2 protein-coding genes (1 of these 2 running past the window's edge) are annotated in these 21,867 nt (G+C 64.2%); both read right to left on the bottom strand.

Annotation, left to right across the window (positions count from 1 at the left end):
• Positions 1–9,457: the 5' portion of a non-ribosomal peptide synthase/polyketide synthase gene (locus K5E37_RS02325; RefSeq protein ID WP_221533014.1), read on the bottom strand. It extends 4,091 nt beyond the left edge of the window; only the first 9,457 of its 13,548 coding nucleotides appear in the window; its start codon is at positions 9,455–9,457; the stop codon falls past the left edge of the window.
• A complete protein-coding gene (locus K5E37_RS02320; RefSeq protein ID WP_221533013.1) occupies positions 9,457–21,867 on the bottom strand; it encodes a non-ribosomal peptide synthetase in 12,411 nt (4,136 codons plus the stop codon). Before K5E37_RS02320 ends, K5E37_RS02325 begins: the two co-directional genes overlap by 1 nt.

The following is a 21,867-nucleotide window of genomic DNA, read 5'->3' as shown; positions in this document are numbered from 1 at the left end:
CGCCGACCCGCACTTCCGGGCCGACCCCGCAATCGATCAAACGGTGAGCCAGGCGATTGGCCCGGGTGTCGATGTCGGCATAAGTGAACGACTGATGACCGAAGGTCACGGCCAGCGCGTGCGGCTGGGCAGCCACCTGACGTTCGATGGCCTGGTGAATGCACAGCGCTTCGAGGGGGTTGGCCTCGACCGGATTCCAGTCATGCACGATCCGTTGCTCGTCCGCCGCTTCCAGCAGGTTCCATTCGCCCAGGCAGCCTTCGGCGCCGAGGTCGAGGCGCGTCAGAAGCTGTTGCAGCTGTGCGGCCAACTTGACCACGGTCTCGGCGGCAAAGCTTGTGCGCTGATAGCTGAAATGCACGGTCAGTTGCTGGTCGAGGTTGACCATCAACGTCAGCGGATAGTTGGTCTGCTCGTAGCGGTCGACCTCGCCGAAGCGCAAGTCATCCGATGCGGCCTGTTGCAAGGCTTCGGCAATCGGGTAGTTCTCGAACACCAGAATGTTGTCGAACAACGCCTCCCCGCTCTGCCCGGCCCAGCGCTGAATGTCGAACAGCGGCGTATGTTCCTGCTCGCGCAGCAACAGATTCTGCGCCTGCACCTGTTGCAGCCATTGCGACAACGGCTGCTCGGCACGGGGGCTGGCGATGATCGGCAAGGTGTTGATGAACAGGCCGATCTGGCCTTCGACGCCGCTCAACTGCGCCGGACGACCCGACACTGTGGCACCGAAAGCCACCGTGTCCTGCCCGGTGTAGCGCTGCAACAGCAACAGCCACGCAGCCTGCACCAAGGTATTGACCGTGACCTTTTGCACGCGGGCAAAACGGTTGAGTTCAGCGGTCGCGCGACTGTCGAGCGTGAGCAGGTGCTCGCCCTGACCTGCCACCGAGCTGTCCACGCTGTGCGGCACCGCATCGGCCAGATAGGTCGGCATGTCGAAGTCGGCCAGTTGGCCCTTCCAGAAGTGCTCCGTGACCTGCGCGTCCTGCTGCGCCAGCCACTGGATGTAATCGCGATAGCGCCCGGCACCGCTCACCGGCGCCTGGCCGTGGTAGCGCTGCAGGACTTCGCCGAGCAACTGCGAGTTGCTCCAGCCGTCCATCAGAATGTGGTGCGAGGTGTAAATCAGATGGAAGCGCTCGGCTGCCACCCGCACCACCACCAACCGCAGCAACGGCGCGGCGTGCAGGTCAAAACCCTGCTGACGCTGCGCACGTTCCAGCTCGCTCAGGGCCTGTTCCAGGTCGCTGCGCTCACGCCAGTCGAGCACGCTGAACGGCACCTGCAACCCCTTGTGCACCACTTGCAGCGCATGGGGCAGATCACCTTCCCAGACGAAACCGCTGCGCAGCACGTCATGGCTGTCCATCGCCGCTTGCCAGGCCTCGCGGAAACGCTCGACCTGCAAACCGTCCACGGCCACGCACATCTGGTTGATGTAATCGCCCGACTGCTGCGCGTAGAGGGTGTGGAACAACATGCCCTGCTGCATCGGCGACAGTGGATAAATGTCTTCGACCAGACGCGGCGCAGTCGGCAAACCGTCGAGCTGAGCCTGAGTCAGACCCGCCAGCGGGAAGTCCGACGGGGTCAGGCCTTCCACGCCCGGCGTCAGGCAGTGGCCAATCAGCGCGGCGAGCTCATCGGCGTAGTCGCGGGCCAGCGCTTCAATGGTGGCGCTGTCGAAGCGTTCTTCGCTGAACGTCCAGCCGACGCTCAACTCACCGCCATACACCTGACCGTTGAGGGTCAGCCAGTTGCCCAGCGGCGCGTCCGGGCTTTGTTCCAGGCCGGCATTGTCCGGGGCCGGCGCGAACAGCGCGCCGTCATCGGCTTCGAAGCTGCCGTCGAATTGACCGAGGTAGTTGAAGGTGATGCGCGGAGTCGGCAACACCTTCAGGCTGCTTTGCGCGTCGGCATCACCGAGGTGACGCAGCGCGCCGAAACCGATGCCCTTGTTCGGGATCGAGCGCAGTTGTTCCTTGATCCGCTTGATCGAGTCGCCCGCGCCTTCGGCCGGGGTCACACGCACCGGGAACAGGCTGGTGAACCAGCCCACGGTGCGGGTCAGGTCGACGCCGTCGAACAGCTCTTCGCGACCATGCCCTTCCAGTTGAATTAGCGTCGACGGCTGCCCGCTCCAGCGCCCGATCACTCGGGCCAACGCGGTCAGCAACAGGTCGTTGACCTGGGTGCGGTAGGCCGCCGGGGCTTCTTGCAACAGCTGCCGGGTCAGCTCCGCGCTGAGGCGAGTCTGCACGGTTTGCGCCAGACGATTCTGCTGGCCGGCGTCGAGACGCTTGCACGGCAGATCGGTGCTGACGTCGCTCAGGCACGCCTGCCAGTACGCCCGTTCTTCCTGCAATGCCGGGCTGTTGGCATAGCGCTGCAAGTGTTCGCTCCAGTCCTTGAAGGCACTGGTCTTGGCCGGCAGGCTCAGGGCCTGCCCGTTGCTGGCTTGCTGATACGCGGTTTGCAGGTCTTCCAGCAGAATCCGCCACGACACGCCGTCCACCGCCAGGTGATGAATCACCAGCAACAGGCGTTGGCTGCCATCGGCCAGATTCGCCAGCACCGCACGCAGCAACGGGCCGTTTTGCAGGTCGAGGCTGCGCTGGGCGCGGTTGCCCAAAGCTTCAAGATCCGCGATGTCGGCAATGGTTTCCTGCCAAAGCAGGTCTTGCGACAAGGCGTCGACCGCCAGATGTTCGGCCTGCCAGACGTTGCCCTGCTGGCTGAAACTCAGGCGCAAGGCATCGTGATGGATGACCAGCGCGCGCAACGCTTGCTCGACCTTTTCGGCCACCAGCGGCTGACGCGGTTTGAGCAGCACCGACTGGTTCCAGTGGTGACGCTCGGGGATTTCGTCCTCAAAGAAATGTTGCTGGATCGGCAGCAGCAACGCCGGGCCGGTGACCGGTTGCTGATCGATGGTCGACTCGCTGTCGCCGATCTGCGCGACCAGCGCCAGACGCTGCACGGTCTGGTGCTGAAACAGGTCTTTGGGATTCAGACGGATACCGGCCTGACGGGCGCGGCTGACCACTTGAATCGAGATGATCGAATCGCCGCCCAGCTCGAAGAAATTGTCGTTCAGACCGACTTGCGGCAGCTTCAGCACGTCCTGCCAGATCTCGGCCAGACGCTGTTCCAGTTCGCTTTGCGGTGCCTGATACGCCTGCTGCGCCTGACTCGCATCCGGCGACGGCAAGGCACTGCGATTGAGTTTTCCGTTGGCGGTCAGCGGCAATTGTTCGAGCAACAGCAAGTGCGCCGGGATCATGTGATCCGGCAGGTTTTCCTTGAGCGCGGCCCGCACGCTGTCACGCCACTGGCCCTGTTCGGCAGCGTCAGCATCGAGCAATGCAGCGTCGCTCGGCACCAGGTACGCCACCAGTTGCTGACCACTGAGGCCCGGTTGCGCCAGCACCACGGTCTGACGCACGGCGGACTGTTCGAGCAGCTGCGCTTCGATCTCGCCGAGCTCGATACGGAAGCCGCGAATCTTCACCTGATGGTCGATCCGGCCGATGTATTCGATCACGCCGTCGGCGCGATAACGCGCCAGGTCACCGGTGCGGTACAGACGACCGCCATCGGCAGCAAACGGATCGGGAATGAAGCGCAGCGTGGTCAGGTCCGGACGGTTCAGATAACCCCGGGCCAGACCGGCACGACCAACGTATAGCTCACCGATGCAACCCTTGGCCACCGGGTTCAGGTCGCCGTCGAGCAAGTACCAGGACAAGTCCGGAATCGGCTCGCCGATCGGGCTGCTGGCATCGCGTTGCAGGTCGGCCAGCGAGATCGGCCGGTAGGTCACGTGGACCGTGGTTTCGGTGATGCCGTACATGTTGATCAGTTGCGGGGCCTGATCGCCGAAGCGCTCGAACCATGGGCGCAGGCTCTTGACCTCCAGCGCCTCGCCGCCGAACACCACGTAACGCAGGGCCGGTTGCGCCGCCGCATGTTCCGGGGCGCACGCCACTTGCATCAGTTGCTTGAACGCCGACGGCGTCTGGTTGAGGACGGTGATCCCTTCACGGCAAAGCAAAGCGTAGAAATCGTCCGGCGAACGGCTGGTCTCGTACGGCACCACCACCAGTTTGCCGCCGTACAGCAGCGCACCGAAGATCTCCCAGACCGAGAAGTCGAACGCGTAGGAATGGAACAGGCTCCAGACATCCTGCGGGCCGAAATCGAACCAGGCATCGGTGGCCTTGAACAGGCGCAGCACGTTGTGATGGGCGAGCAAGGTGCCTTTCGGCTGACCGGTGGAACCGGAGGTGTAGATCACGTAAGCCAGGTTGTCCGGGCTCATGGACACCTGCGGGTTGCTGTCGCTGTAGCCTTCGAGGCCGTCGCGTTCCTGATCGAGGATCACGCTGCGCACCGAATCCGGCACCGGCAGACGGCCGAGCAGATGACTCTGGGTCAGCAGCAAAGCGATGCCGCTGTCGCCGATCATGTAGGCCAGACGATCTTCCGGATAGGTCGGATCAAGCGGCACATAGGCGCCGCCGGCCTTGAGGATCGCTAGAAGGCCGACGAGCATTTCCAGGCTGCGCTCCACCGCCAGACCGACGCGTACGTCCGGCCCGACACCGCTGGCAATCAACTTGTGGGCCAACTGGTTGGCGCGGCTGTTGAGCTCGCCGTAGCTCAGGGCCTTCTCGCCGTAAGTCACGGCCACCGCTTGCGGCGCACGCGCAGCCTGCGCCTCGATCAGTTGATGCAGGCACGCCTCGCTCGGGAAATCGGCCACGGCCGGGTTCCATTGCAACAGCGTTGCCTGACGTTCAGCCGCGTCATGCAACGGCAGCTCGGCGATGCGCTGGGCGCAATCGGCGACGATGCCGTGCAGCAGATGGGTCCAGTGCTGCGCCAGACGTTCCATGGTGACCGCGTCGAACAGGTCGGTGGCGTAAGTCAGTTCGGCCCAGACGTTGTCCGCCGATTCGAACGTGTCGAGGGCCAGGTCGAACTGCGCGGTGTGCGAGACCCAGCTCAGGCCTTCGATCTCGATCTTCGGCAAACGCGTCGCGCCTTTGGCCTGACGGGCCTGGCTCTGGTGGTTGTGCAGCACCTGGAACAGCGGGCTGTGGCTCAGGCTGCGTTCCGGTTGCAGCGCATCGACCAGTTGCTCGAACGGCAGGTCTTGATGGGCCTGAGCACCGAGCACGGTGTTTTTCACTTGCTGCAACAGGCTGCGGAACGTCTGCTGGCTGTCGAACTCGGCCTTCAGCACTTGAGTGTTGACGAAGAAGCCGATCAGGCCTTCGGTCTCGACCCGGTTACGGTTGGCCACCGGCACGCCGACACGAATGTCGGCCTGGCCGCTGTAGCGGTGCAGCAGGGTCTGGAACGACGCCAGCAGCAGCGCGAACAGAGTGACGTTTTCCCGTTGTGCTACCTGTTTCAGGCCGGCGGCCAGTTCGGCGCTCAGCGGGATATCCTGACGCGCGCCCCGGTAGCTTTGCTCCGGCGGACGCGGACGGTCGGTCGGCAGCTCCAGCAACGGCTGGTCGCCGTCGCCCAGTTGCGCGGTCCAGTAACTCAGTTGACGCTCGCGCTCACCGGCGTCCATCCACTGGCGCTGCCACACGGCGTAGTCGGCGTACTGCACCGGCAATGCCGGCAATTGCGCAGTCTTGCCTTCGCTGTGCGCGGCATACAACGCCACCAGCTCGTTGACCATGATGCCCATCGACCAGCCATCGGAGACGATGTGGTGCAAGGTGATGATCAGTGCGTGGTCATCGGCGGCCAGACGCAGCAGCTTGACCCGCAGCAGCGGACCTTTCTGCAAGTCGAACAGGTGCAGGGTTTCGGCCGCGACCAAGGCTTGCAGCGCGGAGTCGTCCAACTGGCGGTCGATGGTTTCGACGGCGATGTTCAGCGCTGCGTGAGCCTGGATTACTTGCAGGGTCTGGCCCTGATCTTCGACAAAGCAGGTGCGCAGGGATTCGTGGCGGGCAATCAGCGCATCGAAGCTGCGCTGCAACGCCGGCAGGTCCAGTTCACCGCGCAGGCGCAGTGCGGCTGGCACGTGGTAAGCGGTGCTGATCGGCTCCAGTTGCCAGAGGAACCACTGACGCTCCTGAGCGTAGGACAGCGTCAACGGTTGCAGACGCGGCAACGCCACAATCGGCGGCTCTTGATGTGCCTGCTCGACGCCGAGGGCGGCGACGAAATCCACCAGCGTGCTGTGTTCGAACAGGGTACGCAGCGGCACCTGCACGTTGAGTGCCTGACGCACTCGCGAAACGACCTGGGTTACCAGCAGCGAATGGCCGCCGAGTTCAAAGAAGTTGTCGCCAAGCCCCACCTGCTCCAGTTTCAGCACCGCTTGCCAGATTTCGGCGACGGTGTGCTGGGTGGCGGTCTGCGGCGCGATGTAGGTCGACTGCAACTGGCTGGCGTCGGGCGCCGGCAAGGCCTTGCGGTCGACTTTGCCGTTGGGGGTCAGCGGCAGTTGCGCGAGGAACAGCAAGTGCGCCGGCACCATGTATTCCGGCAACTCAGCCTTGAGGCTGGTCTTGAGCGCAGCGCGCAACGCGGCTTCGCCATCGGCATCCAGCACCTCGCCGGACGCTGGCACCACGTAGCCCACCAGTTGCGGGCCGGTCGGGCCGTCCTGAGCGACGACCACGGTTTCACGCACGCTTTCGAGCGCCAGCAGGCGCGCTTCGATTTCGCCCAGCTCGATGCGGAAACCACGGATTTTCACCTGATGGTCGATCCGCCCGATGTATTCGATCACGCCTTCGGCGCGGTAACGGGTCAGGTCGCCGGTGCGATACAGACGCTCGCCGGTGGACGAGAACGGATCCGGCACAAAGCGTTCGGCGGTCAGCGCAGGACGCTGGAAATAACCCCGCGCCAGGCCATCGCCACCGATCAGCAGCTCGCCCGGCGCGCCGAGCGGATTGAGCTCCAGATCGCTGCCGAGAATGTATAGCGCGGTGTTGTCGATCGGTTTGCCAAGGAATGGACGGCTGTTGTCCACGCTCAGCGGATGCAGCGCCGACCAGATCGTGGTTTCGGTCGGGCCATAGAGATTCCAGACCTTCAGCGAGCGCGCCAGCATGCGTTGCGCCAGTTCCTGGGGCAGCGCTTCACCGCCACACAGGAACGTGCGGCCGTCGAGAATCGCAGCGTGTTCGTTGTCCAGCAGCATGCGCCAGCTCGAAGGCGTGGCTTGCAGCATGGTCACGCCGTGGCGGTCGATCAGTTCGAGCACCGCTTGCGGATCCTGATGCACGTCCTTGCCGGTCAGCACCACGGCGGCGCCGGCCAGCAGCGGGCCGTAGATTTCCAGGCCGAAAATATCGAACGAGAAGGTGGTCAGCGACAGCATGCGATCCGCCGCAGCGATGCCCGGTTGCTCGACCATGCTCGCGACGAAGTTGCTCAGGGCTGCGTGGCGGACCATCACGCCTTTAGGCTTGCCGGTCGAGCCGGAGGTGTAAATCGTGTAGGCCAGATGCTCGCCGTTCACGGCCACGTCAGGCGCGGTGGTCGGGTACGCCGCCAGCCAGTCCTGCGGTTGATCCAGCAACACCGTGGCAAGGCTGGCCGGGATCGGCAGCAGCGTCTGCAAGTGCGACTGGGTCAGCAGCAATTCAATGCCGCTGTCCTCGATCATGTAGGCCAGACGGTCTTCCGGATACGCCGGGTCCAGCGGCACGTAGGCGCCGCCGGCCTTGAGGATCGCCAGCAGGCCGACGATCATTTCCACACTGCGCTCGACCGCGATGCCGACCAGTCGATCCGGGCCGACGCCCAGCTCGATCAGCTTGTGCGCAAGCTGGTTGGCGCGCGCATTCAACTGCCCGTAAGTCAGCTGGTCTTCGCCGATGATCAGCGCGGTGGCGTCAGGCGTTTTCTCGGCCTGCAGGGCGATGCGTTGCTGCACGCACGGCGCCGGCGCGGCGTGATCGACCACGCGTTTCCAGTCTTGCAACAGCACTTGATGTTCGGTGGTTTCCAGCAGCGGCAGTTCGCCGACACGCTGATTCGCCGCGGCGACGATGCCGTGCAGCAGGTTCAGCCAGTGGCGCGCCAGACGCTCGATGGTTTCGGGCTTGAACAGGTCGGTGGCGTAAGTCAGTTCCGCCGCCACGCCTTCGCTGGATTCGTAGGTGCCGAGGGTCAGGTCGAACTGCGCGGTGCGGCCTTCCCAGACGATGTCCTCGACACTCAGTTGCGGCAGTTGCACCTGGCTCTGACGCTGGGTCTGGTCGTTGACCGCCTGGTGGTTGTACATCACCTGGAACACCGGGCTGTGGCTCAGGCTGCGTTCCGGTTGCAGGGCTTCGATCAGTTGCTCGAACGGCAGATCCTGATGGGCCTGGGCCGCCATCGCCGATTGCTTGACCTGGGCCAGCAATTGATTGAACGGCAGTTGCCCGTGGACGTCCGCGCTCAGCACCTGGGTGTTGACGAAGAAGCCGATCAAACCTTCGGTTTCCACCCGGTTGCGGTTGGCGGTCGGCACGCCGACGCGGATCTGCGACTGCCCACTGTAGCGGTGCAGCAAGGCCTGGAACGACGCCAGCAGCACCATGAACAGACTCGCGCCTTCGCGCTGGGCCAGTTGTTTGAGGGCATCGCCCAGTGCGGTCGGCAGGTTCAGATCGAGGCGCGCGCCACGGAAGCTTTGCACCGCCGGGCGCGGATGATCGATCGGCAACTCCAGCACCGGTTGCTCGCCGCCGAGGGTGTCGATCCAGTATTTCAGCTGCCGTTCACGCTCGCCGGCCTCCAGCCAGTGGCGCTGCCAGATCGCGTAGTCGGCGTATTGCACATCCAGCGGCGGCAGGCTCAGGGACTGACCGCTGGTGTCGGCGGCGTAATGCTTGATCAGCTCGCCGACCAGCACTTGCATCGACCAGCCATCGGAGATGATGTGGTGCTGGATCAGCGCCAGCACGTGATCGTCTTCGCCGACCTTGAGCAACGACACCCGCAGCAACGGGCCCTGTTGCAGATTGAACGGACGCGCGGTTTCGTTCTCGACGAAAGCCTTGATCGCAGCGTCGGCGTCCAGTCCCGGCGCCAGCGTTTCGACCGAGATGCTCAACGGCATCTGCGCGTGAACCTTCTGGCAGAAGGTTTCACCTTGCTCGACGAACGTGGTGCGCAGGCTTTCGTGGCGGGCGACCACGGCGTTGAAACTGCGCTCCAGCGCCGCGACATCCAGCCGGCCCTTCAACCGCAGGGCGCTGGGAATGTGATAGGCGGTGCTGTGCGGGTCCATCTGCCACAGGAACAACTGGCGTTCCTGGGCGTAGGACAGCGGGATCGCCTCGAAGCTTGAGCGAGTTTCCGGAATCGGCAGGTTGGCCGGCGAGACGCCCTCTTCGAGCATCTTTTCCAGGTAGAGCTTACGTTTGTCCAGCGGCAGAGTGATAAAGCGCTTGGCAATCCTCAAAGCAACACTCGTGTCCATCAGAACTCCTCCATATCGTCAAGCAGGGCTTCCAGCTTGTTCAGTTTCTGTTCGTTGATTGCCCCGCCTCCTGTATTGAGGTGAGCGACAAAGTCGCTCAGGACGGGGTGCTGGAATAGCAGTTGCGGCGTCAGCGTCAGGCCCAGTTCCAGGGCGATGCGCGACACGACATTGACCGCCAGCAGCGAGTGCCCGCCGAGTTCGAAGAAGTGATCGTTCAGACCGATGCGTTCCACGGTGAGCACTTGCTGCCAGATTGCCGCGACCTGTTGCTCAAGCTCCGATTGCGGCGCGACATACGCGGCCTGCATCTGGCTGGCATCCACCGCCGGCAGCGCCTTGCGGTCGAGCTTGCCGTTGGGGGTCAGGGGCAACTGCTCAAGGAACAGCAGGTGCGCGGGAATCATGTAGTCAGGTAACGAAGACTTGAGGCCAGTCTTTAGTCCGTCGCGCAGTTGGCGCTGCGCTTCACCGTCGTACACGTCCAGTTGTGGAGCGACCACGTAGGCCACCAGTTGCGCGCCACCCTCGGCCTCTACGGCCAGCACGGCCGCCTCGCTGATGCCCGGTTGCGCCAGCAGCCGCGCTTCGATTTCGCCCAGTTCGATCCGGAAACCACGAATTTTCACCTGATGGTCGATCCGGCCCATGTACTCCAGCTCACCGTCCTCGCGCTGACGAATCAGGTCGCCGGTGCGGTAGAGACGCTCGCCGTTGCGGGCGAACGGGTTGGGCACAAACTTCTCGGCGGTCATCGCCGCTTTGCCCAGGTAACCGCGCGTGACACCGGCACCGGACAGGTACAGCTCGGCCGACACGCCGTGCGGCACCGCTTGCAGATCGGCATCGAGCAAGTGGCTGGCGGAGTGATCCAGCGCCCGGCCGATGCGCGCCTGACCACCAGTGGTGCGGCGGGTCCAGGTCGAATAAGTGGTGTCTTCCGACGGGCCGTACAGGTCGTAGACATGCTCGACCGTCGACTGCTGATAAAGCACGTCCACCAGCCCTTGCTTGAGCGGTTCGCCCGCCAGGTTAATGATCCGCACACCCGGCGGAATCTGCCCGGCGCGCTGCAACGCGTTGATCGCCGACGGCACGGTATTGATCAGGCGCACCTGATCGCGGGCCGGCAGCTGCGGCAGTTCCAGCGCGTTGCGGGCGATGATCAGCGAGCCGCCGTTGGCCAGGGTCACAAACAGCTCCCACACCGACAGGTCGAAACACACCGAGGTCGAGGCCAGCACGCCTTGAATGTCTTCGCGGCGGTAGACCTTGGCCGACCAGTCGATCAGCGCCATGACGTTGCGATGGGCAATCGCCACGCCTTTCGGCTTGCCGGTGGAACCGGAGGTGTAGATCACGTAGGCGAGGTTGTCCGGGGTCACGGCGGTTTGCGGTGCCTGAGCCGGATAGCCGTCCAGCGCGATCTGATCCAGCAACAACACTTGAGTCTCGGACGGCACGGTCAACGTGGCAGCCAGTTCCTGTTCGGTCAGCAGCACTCGTGCGCGGCTGTCTTCGAGCATGTAGGCCACGCGGTCGGCCGGGTAATCCGGGTCCAGCGGCACGTAGGCGCCACCGGCCTTGAGCACCGCCAGCAGTGCAATCAGCAGTTGCTCGGAACGCGGCAACGCCACGCCCACCCGCACTTCCGGGCCGACGCCGAGTTCGATCAACTTGTGCGCCAGACGGTTGGCGCGCGCGTCCAGTTCGGCGTAGGTCAGTTGCGTGTCGGCGAAGGTCACGGCCAGTGCATCCGGGGTCGCGGCGACCTGATGGGCGATGCTCTGGTGGATGCACAGTTCGGTGACGAAATCGGTGTGAACCGGCGCCGTCTCGATCAGTTGCAATTCGCTGAGCAAACGCTCGCCCGCCTCGGTCACCTGCTCAAGCAAACGCTGCAAGTGCGCGCCCAGTTGCGCCACACCGACGTCGGCAAAACGGTCGCGCTGGTAGCTGAAGTGCACCGACAGCTCGGCGCCCAGATGCACCAGCAGGGTCAGCGGATAGTTGGTCTGTTCGTGGTTCTCCACCGGACCGAATCGCAGGCCTTGTGGCGCGCCTTGCTCCAATGCCTCGGCGATCGGGTAGTTCTCGAACACCATCAAGCTGTCGAACAGCGCGTCACCGCCCTGCCCGGCCCAGCGCTGGATCTGCGCCAGCGGCGTGTGCTCGAACTCGCGCAGCGCCAGGTTCTGCGCCTGCACGCCTTGCAGCCAGCTGGCCAGGCTCTGCTGCGCTTGTGGCGCGGCGATCACCGGCAAGGTGTTGATGAACAGACCGACCTGCTGCTCAGCCCCCGGCAGATCCGCCGGACGCCCGGCGACGGTGGCGCCGAACGCCACGCAATCCTTGCCGGTGTAGCGCTGCAACAGCAGCAGCCATGCGGCTTGCACCAGGGTGTTGACGGTAACTTTCGAGGCCCGGGCAAACTCGCCCAGACGCTGAGTCAGGCCGGCGTCCAGCACCTGGAAATGATCGCCATAACCGACGCTCGGCAGACCGGCATTCGGCCGTGCGATGGCATCGGCCAGACGCGTCGGCTCTTGCAGATTGCCCAGCGCCGCCAGCCAGTAGGCTTCGGCGGTCGCAGCGTCCTGACGCTGCAGCCAGGCGATGTAATCGCGGTAACGCCCGGTCGGACGCGGCACCGCTTCGCCGCTGTAATGCTGCAACACTTCGCCGAGCAACTGCGCGCTGCTCCAGCCATCCATCAGGATGTGATGGTTGGTGTAGATCAGGTGATGACGATCCGCAGCCGTGCGCACCAACACCAGACGCAACAACGGTGCGCGGGTCAGATCCAGGCCTTGGGCACGTTCTTCATCGGCAAGTTTTTTCAGCGCGGCTTCCAGGTCAGTCTGGCCATTCCAGTCGAGTACGCGGAACGGCACTTCGAGCTGACGCTGCACCACTTGCACCGGCTGCTCCAGATCGCCCTGCCAGACAAAACCGGTGCGCAGGATGTCATGGGCATCCACCACCGCTTGCCACGCGGCGCGGAAACGCTGCGGGTCGACGCCATCGACGTCCAGACGCATCTGGTTGATGTAGTCGCCGTTGCCGTGTTCGAGCAAGGTGTGGAACAGCATGCCCTGCTGCATCGGCGACAGCGGGTAGATGTCGTCGATGGTCTGCGGCTGTGGCGCCAGTACGTCGAGCTGGGCCTGGGTCAGGGTCGCCAGCGGGAAGTCCGACGGGGTCACGCCACGGTTGGCGCTGTCGCAGCAATGGGCGATCAGCGCAGTCAGCTCTTGCAGGTAATCGTCGGCCAGACGCTGGATGGTCGCCGGTTCGAACATCTCGCGGCTGAAGGTCCAACTCAGGTCCAACTCACCGTTGAACACCTTGCCGTCGAGGGCCAGCGGACTGCCCAGCGGGCCTTGCATATTCACTTCTTCGCCGCCGGATTCGCTGGTCGGCACGAACAGCGCTTCATCGCCGGCATCGAAACTGCCGTCGAACTGGCCCAGATAGTTGAAGGTCAGGCGCGGCGTCGGCAGCGCTTGCAGGGTGGCCCGGGCGTGATCATCGCCCAGGTGCGCCAGCGCACCGAAACCGATGCCTTTGTTCGGGATCGCCCGCAGCTGTTCCTTGATCTGTTTCAGCGAGGCGCCGAGGTCGGCGGTCGGGGTCAGTTTTGCCGGGAACAGGCTGGTGAACCAGCCCACGGTGCGGGTCAGGTCGACGTGATCGAACAGGTCTTCACGACCGTGCCCTTCCAGTTGCACCAGCACATTGTCGTCACCGGTCCAGCGCACCATCACCCGCGCCAGGGCGGTCAGCAGCAAATCATTGACCTGGGTGCGATAGGCCGCCGGGGCCTCTTGCAGCAGTTGACGGGTCAGGGTCTTGTCCAGCGGCGTGCGGATCGCCAGTGCCTGGCAATGTTGCTGACCGCCCTGCGGGTTGTCGCATGGCAACGCGTTGGATGCGGCCTGCAGCTGTTGCTGCCAGAAGCCCAGTTCGGCTTGCAGCGGCGCGCTGCCGGCGTAGTCCTGCAACGCTTCGGTCCAGGCTTTCACGGCGCTGGTCTTGGCTGGCAGTTGCACCGCCGCCCCCGACTGGATCTGCCGATAAGCGCTTTGCAGGTCTTCGAACAGAATCCGCCACGACACGCCATCCACCACCAGGTGATGAACCGCCAGCAACAGGCGCTGGCTGCCATCAGCCAGGTTCGCCAGCACCGCGCGGATCAGCGAACCGCCGCTCAGTTGCAGGCTGCGCTGGGCCTGATTGCCGAGCACTTCGAGTGCCGCCAGATCGGCGACCTCGACTTGCCACAGCACGGTTTCGCCGGCCTGGGTTTCGACGTCGCGGTACTGCGCCGTCCAGCCTTGCGTTTGCTCGGCAAAGTCCAGGCGCAGGCTGTCGTGATGCACGACCAGCGCGTCCAGTGCCTGCTCAAGCACAACCGCATCCAACGGCTGAGCGGTCTTGAGCATCACCGACTGGTTCCAGTGATGACGGTCGGGAATCGGCTGGGCGAAGAACCACTGATGAATCGGCAGCAGCGCCGTTTCGCCAGTTACGGGTTGCTGATCGATCTGTTGCACAGGCTCGCCGGTCTGCACCACATTGGCCAGCGCCTGAATGGTCTGGTGCTGGAACAGGTCTTTCGGGGTGAAGCGCAACCCGGCCTGACGGGCGCGGCTGACCACCTGGATCGAGATGATCGAATCGCCACCCAGCTCGAAGAAATTGTCGGTCAGGCCGACGCGCTCCAGCTTCAGCACGTCCTGCCAGATCGTTGCCAGTTGCTGCTCCATTGCGCTTTGCGGCGCCACGTAGGTTTGCTGCAACTGACTGACGTCAGGCTTCGGCAGGTTCTTGCGATCAAGCTTGCCGTTCGGCGTCAGCGGCATGCGCTCAAGGGTCAGCACGTAGGCCGGGACCATATGCGCCGGCAAGCTGGCCTTGAGTTGCGCCCGCAGTTGCTCGGCGAAATCCGCCTGTTGCGAGTCGCCGACCACGTACGCCACCAGCCGTTTGCTGCCAGCGCTTTCCTGGGCCACGACCACCGCTTCGCGCACGCCGTCGAGGGCTTGCAGGCTGGCTTCGATCTCGCCCAGTTCGATACGGAAACCACGGATCTTCACCTGGTTGTCGATGCGCTCCAGGTAGTCGAAAGTGCCGTCGGCGCGCTGGCGCACCAGGTCGCCGGTGCGGTACAGCACGCCACCGGTTGTGCTGAACGGGTCCGCGACAAAGCGCTCGGCGGTCATCGCCGGACGATTCAGGTAACCACGGGCCACGCCGCTGCCACCCAGATACAGCTCGCCGGCCATGCCTTGCGGCAGCAGGTTCAGATCGGCGTCGAGCACGTAGGCGCTGCGGTCGCCGATGCGGCTGCCGATCGGCGCATAGGCGGCGCCGCACGGCACATCGCGACCGGCCTTCCAGATCAGCGGCGTGACCACGGTTTCGGTCGGGCCGTAGCCGTTGATGATGTATTCCGGATTCAGCGCACGCTTGACCCGTTCGAAACTCGCATTCGGCACCGCATCGCCGCCGAAGCAGTAGATGCGCACCTGCGGCGGATTGCCCACGCGTTCGGCATGTTCGGCCAGTTGTTGCAGGTACACCGGCGGGAACGCGACCACGGTCACACCGTGCTCGATCATCGCGTTGTAGGTCTGCTCCGGCGTCCACAGGCTGTCGTCGCGGATCAGCAGCGAGCCGCCGTGAGTCAGGCTGGTCAGCCAGCGTTCATGGGCGCCGTCGAAGGCGAACGACATGAAATGGAATTCGCAATCGCTGTCGCGCATTTCATAGCGCTCACCGATGGCCAGGCAGTGCATCGCCAGCGGCCCGTGGGTGACGCTGACGCCTTTCGGATTACCGGTGGAACCGGAGGTGTAGATCACGTAGGCCAGATTGTCCGGATCGATCGTCACCACCGGCGCCTGCGCCGAATGGCGGCTGAGGTCGAGGCGATCCAGTTCCAGCACGCTCATGGCGTCGTCGATCGGCAGTTGCGCCGACACACGGGAATCGGTCAGCAGCAGCGCCAGACCGGAGTCCTGCATCAGGTACGCCAGACGCTCGCGCGGGTAGCTGGTGTCCAGCGGCACATAGGCGCCGCCGGCCTTGAGCACCGCCAGCAAGGCAACGATCAGCCCTTCACCGCGCGGCATCGCCACGCCGACCCGAACTTCGGCGCGCACGCCACGGGCCACCAGCTCATGGGCCAGACGGTTGGCCCGGGCATCCAGTTCGCCGTAGCTGTAATGCTTGCCATCGAAGATGACCGCCGTGCGATCCGGCTGCTGCGCGGCCAAGCGGGCATAGCGCTGGTGCACGGCAATATCGGTCGGGTACGCCTGCGGATGGTTCTGCGCCTGTTGCCGCGCATGTTCGTCAGCCGTGGCCAAAGCGATTTCACCGAGACGACGTTCGGCGGATTCGGCGAACTGTTCCAGCAGATGCAGCAGTTGCGCGCTCAGGCGTTCGACGGTGGCGACACTGAAATGCGCCTGGTCGAAGCTCATGTGCAGCGCCAGGGTTTCGCCCAGCGTCACGCCGAGGGTCAGCGGATAGTGGGTCTGATCCTGGTTGGCAACTTCGCCGAACACCACGCCCTGGGCGGTGCCGTGTTGCAGCGCTTCGGAAATCGGGAAGTTCTCGAACACCAGCAGCGTGTCGAACAGCGACTCGCCACCCTGCCCGGCCCAGCGCTGAATGCTCGCCAGCGGCGTGTGTTCGAACTCGCGCAGCGACAGGTTCTGCGCCTGCACCGCCGCCAGCCAAGCGGCCACAGTCTGGTCCGGACGACTGCCGGCGATCACCGGCAAGGTGTTGATGAACAGACCGACCTGCTGCTCGATCCCCACCAGTTCCGCCGGACGCCCGGCCACCGTGGTGCCGAACGCCACGCAGGCACTGCCGGTGTAGCGCTGCAACAGCAACAGCCACGCGGCTTGCACCAGGGTGTTGACGGTGACTTTTTGCTCACGGGCAAACGCATTCAAACGACGGGTGCGCGACGCATCGAGGTCGTAGTGCTTGAGCAGATGACCGACTTCACTGCGCACCTCGCCACCGCCAGCAGCGGCCTGCGCCAGCACGGTCGGCTCGTGGAAATCCGCCAGTTGTTGCAGCCAGAACGCTTCGCTGACCGCCGCGTCCTGACGTTGCAGCCACTGGATGTAATCCGAGTAGCGGCTGACCGGACGCGGTGGTTGCTGGCCGGCGTAACGTTGCAGGACTTCGCCGAGCATCTGCGCGCTGCTCCAGCCGTCCATCAGGATGTGATGGTTGGTGAAGATCAGGTGATGACGCTGGTCGCTGATGCGAATCAGGGTCACGCGCAGCAGCCCGGCCTGGGTCAGGTCGAAACCTTCGGCCAGATCGGCGGAGGTGAAATCCTTGAGGGCTTGGGCGATGTCGCTGCGCTCGCGCCAGTCGAGCAGCGTGTACGGCAGCGCCAGTTGGCGATGGATGATTTGCAGTTGTTCCTGCAATTCGCCCTGCCAGATAAAGCCGCTGCGCAGAATGTCGTGAGCGTCCATGGTCGCTTGCCACGCCGCGCGGAAACGCTCGGGATCGAGGCCCTCGACATCGACGCACAACTGGTTGATGTAAGTGCCGGTGCCCTGTTCGTACAAGGTGTGGAACAGCATGCCCTGCTGCATCGGCGACAGCGGATAGATGTCTTCGATGCCGGCGGCCGGCACCGGGATCGCGTCCAGTTGCGCCTGATCGATATGCGCCAGAGGGAAGTCCGACGGCGTCACGCCCATCGAATCCGCGTCGCAGCAATGGCTGATCAACGCTTGCAGTTCACGCTCGTAGTCTTCAGCCAGACGGGCAATGGTCGCCTCGTTGAACTGCTCGCAGCTGAAGGTCCAGCGCAGATCCAGTTCGCCGTCGTAGACCTGGCCTTCGACGCCCAGCCAGTTGTCCAGCGGCGCGTCGAGGCTTTGCTCGAGCCCGGCGCTTTCACCGGCCGGGCTGAACAGCGCACCGTCCTCGGCATCGAAGCTGCCGTCGAACTGGCCGAGGTAGTTGAAGGTGATACGCGGCATCGCCAGCGCCTTGAGGCTGGCCTGGGTGGACGCGTCGCCGAGATGGCACAGCACACCGAAACCGATGCCTTTGTTCGGAATGGCGCGCAGTTGTTCCTTGATCTGCTTGATCGCTGCCGCGACGGAATCCGCCGGGGTCAGGCGCACCGGGAACAGGCTGGTGAACCAGCCGACGGTGCGGGTCAGGTCGACGTCGTCGAACAGGTCTTCGCGGCCGTGGCCTTCCAGCTGGATCAGGGTGTCAGCGTGGCCGGTCCAGCGGCTGATCACTCGCGCCAGCGCGGTCAGCAGCAGATCATTGACCTGCGTGCGATACGCCGCTGGCGCCTGCTGCAGCAATTGCTGAGTGAAGGTTTTGTCGAGGCGGCTGTGCAGCACCAACGCGTGACGGCTTTGCAGGCTGCCTTGCGGGTTATCGCAGGGCAGATCCAGTGCCGCGCCGTCGAGTTGTTGCTTCCAGAATCCGAGTTCGGCCTGCAGCGCTTCGGTCGCGGCATAGGCTTGCAGCTGCTCGCCCCAGGCCTTGTAGGCGCTGGTTTTCGCCGGCAGCTTGATGGCGGTTTTTTGCGCAGCCTGTTGATAAGCCAGTTGCAGGTCTTCCAGCAGAATCCGCCACGAAACACCGTCCACCACCAGGTGATGCACCGCCAGCAGCAGACGCTGACTGCCATCGGCGACGGTCGCCAGCACCGCGCGCAGCAGCGGGCCGTTTTGCAGGTTCAGGCTTTGCTGGGCCTTGGCGTACAGCGCTTGCAGTTCGCTGTCGGCCAGCTTGTCGGCGGTCCACAACAGTTCCGGATCGTGCGCAATTGGCGCGACTTCGCCACGCCAGCCTTCGGCGCTTTCGACGAAGCGCGAACGCAGGCCGTCGTGATGCGCGATCAACGCGTTCAGCGCTTGCAACAGTGCCTCGGCGTTCAGGGTTTGATGGCTGCGCAGCAGCACCGCCTGGTTCCAGTGGTGGCGCTGGGGAATCGGGTCTTCGAAGAACACTTGCTGGATCGGCAGCAACGGCAGCTCGCCGGTGACCGGGCCCTGATCGATGCTCACGCCACCGCTGCCCTGCTGCGCCACGCTGGCCAGACCTTGCACGGTCTGGTGCTGGAACAGGTCGCGGGGGCTGAAATGAATCCCGGCCTGACGCGAGCGGCTGACCACCTGAATCGAGATGATCGAGTCGCCGCCCAGTTCGAAGAAGTTGTCGGTGAGGCCGACCTGTTCGAGTTTGAGCACGTCCTGCCAGATGCCGGCGATTTTCTGCTCCAGCTCGCTGCGCGGCGCGACGAACGCCTGCTGCATCTGGCTGGCGTCCGGCGCCGGCAAGGCCTTGCGGTCCAGTTTGCCGTTCGGGCTCAGAGGCAGTTCGGCGAGGAACAACAGCTGCGTCGGCACCATGTAGTCCGGCAGACTGTCCTTGAGCTGCGCCTTGATCGCTTCCCGCGCCGCGCCTTGTTCGTCGGCGGACGCCGCGACCACGGACGCATCCTTCGGCACCACGTAGGCCACCAGTTGCAGGCTGCTGCCGCCCTGCACCGCCAGCACCACGGCTTCGCTGACGTCGTTCAGTTCCAGCAGGCGCGCTTCAACTTCGCCCAGCTCGATACGGAAACCACGGATCTTCACTTGATGGTCAACGCGGCCGACGTATTCGATCTGGCCGAGGGCGTTGTAACGCGCCAGGTCACCGGTGCGATACAGGCGCGCGCCGCTGGTGGAAAACGGATCGGGAATGAAGCGTTCGGCAGTCAGATCGGCGCGCTGGAAGTAACCGCGTGCGAGCAATTCACCACCGATCAGCAGTTCACCGACCACCCCGACCGGGGTCGGCTGGCCGTCGGCGTCCAGCAGATAGGTGTGACGGCCCGGCAGCGGTTGACCGATTGGCATCGTCAACGGCAACGGCTGGCGACCGAACACGTAATCGCTGCAATCGAGGGTGGTCGCAGTGACGGTGGCTTCGGTCGGACCGTAGGTGTTGAGCAGTCTGACGTGTTCCAGCCCGGCCTGACGCCAGGCCTGCACGCCTTCCGGCGGCATCGCTTCACCACCGCTGTGCACCTGACGCAGCGCCGCGTAGTCACGCGGGCCGGCAGCGGCGAACTCCTTGGCGATCATGTTCCAGTAAGCGGTGGTCAGGTCCATGACCGTGATGCCGTGTTCAACAATGTTCCGGTACAGGGTTTCGCTGTCCCACACTTCGTTGCCGCGCAGCACCACCGAGGCGCCACAGGTCAGCGGGCCGAAAAGCTGCTCACCGAAGGCATCGAAGTTGAAGGTCGCAAATTGCAGCGCGCAATCGGCGGCGCTCAGGTCGTAGTAATGCTGCGAGGCGAATGCGTGTTTGCTCAGGGCACCGTGGCTGATGCCGACGCCTTTCGGGCGACCGGTGGAGCCCGAGGTGAACATCACGTAGGCCAGGTTGTCAGCCCACACGGTGCGTTGCGGATTGCTTTCATCGGTGTGGGCCCAGACTTCGGCCTGGTCCAGGCACAGGCTCTGGACGTTCTGCGGCACCGGCAAACGGCCGAGCAAATGGCTTTGGGTCAGCAGCAAACGGCTGCCGCTGTCTTCGATCATGCACAGCAGGCGATCACGCGGGTATTGCGGGTCCAGCGGCACATAAGCGCCGCCGGCCTTGAGCACGGCAAGGATGGCGACGATCAGTTCCAGTCCGCGATCCACCGCCACGCCCACCAGCACGTCCGGGCCGACACCTTGCGCCAGCAGCGTACGCGCCAGGCGATTGGCCCGGGCGTTGAGCTGGGCATAGGTCAGGCGCTGGCCGTCGAAAATCAGCGCGACGGCATCGGGTGTCAGTTCAGCCTGAGCTTCGAACAGTTGATGCACCGGGCGCTCGCTCGGCCACTGGGTGTCGTGGCGGCCCCACTTCTGAGTCAGTTGTTCCAGCTCGGCCGTTTCCAACAACGCGATCTCACCGACGCGCTGCTGCGGATCGCTGACGAGGCTGCGCAGCAAGTTCGTCCAGTGACGCGCCATGCGCTCGATGGTTTCAGGCTCGAACAGATCCGTGGCGTAGGTGAACGCCGCGTGCAGTTGCCCGCCCTTCTCGTAGGTATCCAGACTCAGGTCGAACTGGGTGCTACGGCTTTCCCACTCGATGACGCCCAGTTCCAGACCGCTGCCGACCTTGAGTGTGGTGACGTCGGCGACTTCCGGCTGGTGGTTGTACATCACCTGGAACAGCGGGTTGTAACTCAGGCTGCGTTCCAGTTTCAGCGCCTCGACCAGACGCTCGAACGGCAAGTCCTGATGGGCCTGGGCGCCGAGGGCGGTTTCCTTGAGGTCACGCAGCAGATCGGCGATCGAGGTCTGGCCGTCCAGCTCGACGCGCAGCACCTGAGTGTTAACGAAGAAGCCGATCAGCCCTTCGATTTCCCGGCGGTTGCGGTTGGCGATCGGCACGCCGACGCGCAGGTCGGTCTGACCGGTGTAACGGTGCAGCAGAATATTGAAGGTGCCGAGCAACAGCATGAACAGCGTCACCCCGTGCTGACGGGCGACGCCGCGCAATTGCTCGACCAGCGCGGCGTCCACCACGCTTTCCAGACGCTGGCCCTGATTGCTCGGCAGCACCGGGCGCGGGTGATCCACCGGCAATTCCAGCACCGGATGTTCGTCGCCCATCTGCGCCAGCCAGTAGTCGAGCTGACGCTGCTGTTCACCGGCCTCCAGCCAGCGGCGCTGCCACAGGGCGTAGTCGCTGTATTGCACCGCCAGCGGCGGCAGTTCGGCAGCGCGGCCCTGATCGTGGGCGTCATAGAAGCGGCAGAATTCGTCGATCAACACATTCATCGACCAGCCGTCGGAGACGATGTGGTGCAGGGTCAGCAGCAGCACATGTTCCTGCTCGGCCAGTTGCAACAGGCGCACCCGCAGCAGCGGGCCGTTGGCCAGGTCGAACGGCAGCAGCGATTGCTCCTGCGCGGCGGCGGCCACACGGGTTTCACGTTCGGCGGCGGGCAAATCGCTGAGGTCGATGCGCTGGATGTCCAGCGGTTGATGCAACGGCACTTGCAGCAGGCTGTCGTCAGGCTGCTGCTGGAACACCGTGCGCAGGGTTTCGTGACGCTCGATCAGGCTGGCGAAGGCTTGCTCCAGCGCTCCCTGGTTCAGGCGACCGGTCAGGCGCACCGCCGCCGGCAGGTTGTAGGCGCCGCTCTGCGGGTCCAGATGCCAGAGAAACCACATGCGTTGCTGGGCATAAGACAACGCCTGCCGATCCTCGGCCTCGACGCCTGCGGGAATCGGGAACCGGGAGAAATCCACCCCTTCTTTCGCCAGGGCAGCCAGGAACATCTGGCGCTTTTCCAGGGGCAACCCGATAAACCGGCGAGCGAGTTTCAAGGAGTCTTCTGCATTCAT

This window comes from Pseudomonas sp. RIT778, from assembly GCF_019718735.1.
Classification (GTDB): domain Bacteria; phylum Pseudomonadota; class Gammaproteobacteria; order Pseudomonadales; family Pseudomonadaceae; genus Aquipseudomonas; species Aquipseudomonas aphyarum.
This window is presented reverse-complemented; position numbering and strand designations above follow the sequence as displayed.